Raw genomic sequence first — 1,042 nt, 5'->3', positions numbered from 1 at the left:
GGAAAGCCGTGTGCATTGAAAAGTGCCCGCACGGTTTGGGGGGAGGCGTAGGGATATCCTCGTCGAGGTATCCCGCGCCTACCCTACCGAGACGCTGAGCGGCTCGGTTCATATGTGGACGGCCCCTGACTTGCAAGAAATGGCTCTGGCAGCATGCTCGGATCGCTTGCGCTCATATGTCCGGCCTGTTTTCGGGTCTTGCGACCACCGGCCAAGATGGGCTTCGCGGACAGTGAGATCCAAACACGAGAGCGGCATTTTCTGCCGGTAAACCGAGCGGAGCATTTCACTGACCGGCTTGCGCCGAACGTACCACCTCTTCCTGTCCTGCAAGTTCCGCCCCCAGCGTCAAACCTGCCGGTCTGGCGCCAAGCTCTGCATTTCGTTCAAGTCTATGTCGGCACCGGCATGACGCTGCTTGCAGGTCGGTACCGCTCGCCGCTGACCATCAGTTTCCAGGCGATCCGCGCCAGCTTATTTGCCAACGCTATGGCCACCAGCTTCGGCGGCTTGCGTGCGATGATATCTTTCAGCCATGGCCAGGAGCGAGTTTCCCGTCGGCGCATATCTGCGATCACAGCCGTCGCGCCAGCCACCAAAACGGTTCGCAACATGGCGTCGCCGGCGCGTGTAATCACGCCGAGCCTGTTCTTTCCGGCCGTCGAGTGATTCTTTGGTGTCAGGCCGAGCCAGGCGGCAAAGTTTCTTGCCGACTTGAACCCGCGTGCATCCACGACTTTGATTGACAGCAGCGTCGCACCGATCGGACCAACGCCCGGGATAGTGGCCAACCGTCGGCTCATCTCGTTACTCCGGTGTAGCTGTATGAGCTTCTTGTCGAGCTTGGCGATCTGGTCATCGACGCGCGCCAGTTCTGCCGCCAAAGCGTCTACCAGCTCCTTCGTCAAGTCGGGGACCGTTGCGTCGGCCTGAATGTCGATCAGCAATTGTTGAAGCCGCGAAAGCCCCTTGGGCGCGGTAAAGCCGAATTCCGCGGCGTAGCCACGGATCGAATTGGCGAGCTGGGTCCGCCTGCCGATGA

Annotated in this window: 1 protein-coding gene; it reads right to left on the bottom strand. The window is 60.5% G+C overall.

Annotated elements, in window-relative coordinates; genetic code table 11:
• Positions 1-392: 392 nt before the first annotated feature.
• Positions 393-1,042, bottom strand: a 650-nt coding sequence (locus tag M2427_RS42085) for an IS110 family transposase (RefSeq protein ID WP_280712572.1), incomplete at its 5' end; no start/stop codon positions are given.

It is taken from the genome of Bradyrhizobium sp. BR13661, assembly GCF_029892425.1.
GTDB lineage: Bacteria > Pseudomonadota > Alphaproteobacteria > Rhizobiales > Xanthobacteraceae > Bradyrhizobium.
This window is presented reverse-complemented; position numbering and strand designations above follow the sequence as displayed.